This window comes from Pseudomonas sp. CFBP2511 (assembly GCF_030209255.1).
Taxonomy (GTDB): Bacteria; Pseudomonadota; Gammaproteobacteria; order Pseudomonadales; family Pseudomonadaceae; genus Aquipseudomonas; species Aquipseudomonas avellanae.
Map to the genome: position 1 here is coordinate 1 of NZ_JARVSI010000041.1, position 1,107 is coordinate 1,107.

2 protein-coding genes are annotated in these 1,107 nt (G+C 54.7%); both read right to left on the bottom strand.

The genetic code is table 11. The features are described from left to right. Positions 1-173 precede the first annotated feature (173 nt). Positions 174-452 carry a hypothetical protein gene (locus tag QRN38_RS27175; RefSeq protein ID WP_122222962.1) on the bottom strand — a complete coding sequence of 93 codons (279 nt, stop codon included), beginning with the start codon at positions 450-452 and terminating at the stop codon, positions 174-176. A 262-nt stretch (positions 453-714) separates the two neighbouring features. After that, positions 715-1,107: hypothetical protein (locus tag QRN38_RS27180; protein WP_285362907.1), on the bottom strand; the 393-nt coding region annotated here is incomplete at its 5' end.

Genomic DNA, 1,107 nt, shown 5'->3' on the forward strand with positions numbered 1-1,107 from the left:
GCTCTTGGCCGGGGCTTGGTTCACGACAGCCGATGAGGCGAAGCCGAGCACGCCATTATCGACATTGCTTACGCCGCGCTTCTTTCGCTGTTGATCAACTGTGGCCTGAACGAGGGTGTGCGTCCAAAAGAAAGCCCGGCGTATGGCCGGGCGTTTCTATGCCTGCGGGCAAGTCACTTGCCGCAGTTCAACGAGGCGAGAGCCCAGCCATATTTAGCGTTCGGCAGAGGTGCCGCAGTGAACGTGCAAACGTGTCCATCAGCCTCGGCCTTGACGATCATGTCCGACCCTTGTCCGCGACTTTCAGACGTTTTCACGTCTCTGGGAGCAACCTCATAGAACTGGGTCATGAAGCTTACCGCGAGGGGAGTGGGACCAGTTTCCGGCACGGCGAAGGCTGGCTGTACCAGCAAGCAAGGCAGGAGCAGTAATTTAGCTAAGTTAGATTTCATTCAACGTCTCTCTATCTAGATTCGTTTAAGCAGTTTCATCAGCGCTTCGGCAACGCATGGCGGCGCAAGTTCGCCTGCGTAGCGCAGTAGCAAAGGTCGATAAATTGGATTTAGGATCTGTGTATACGTGAGGCTTCTAATCGTCTTAAATTCGCGCTCGGACATGATCGCTTAACTCAGAATATGGGAGGTCATATCCCAAACCGTCACCGATGGCGTGACGGTATAGGACGGAAGCGGCGGGCTGGCCCGCCGCTTTGCCTTACAGGCTGAATGGAGCTGCGCTGTACCCACCAAGCTGCGCGATGGCCATCGATCGAATGGTACGGATCTCATACGCAGCTTGGTGGTAGTGGAAGCCTTGACTATCGCAAACCTGGCTTTCGTAGGTTTCGATCAGTTTCAAGACTTCGACTGGAGATGGCACGTCGACCTGGACCATCTGCCAACCTTCCAGCAGCAAGCCCGGTTCGTCCATATTCGCTTCGTTGTGGGCTTCGATAGCGGAGTCTTTGAGCACCTGAGCCAACTCACCCGACTTTTCCAGCATGTCTGCCGAGTCCCACAACGTGCCGTGCGCGAATGCAACGATTGCAGATATAGGGGAGCCTAGAGAATTCGGAAAAAATCGTACGCTAAGGTTTTCCGAGCTGTC

Excerpts from the sequence above, each read along its gene's own strand:
- QRN38_RS27175 (WP_122222962.1), bottom strand. The coding sequence starts at position 452 with ATGAAATCTAACTTAGCTAAATTACTGCTCCTGCCTTGCTTGCTGGTA.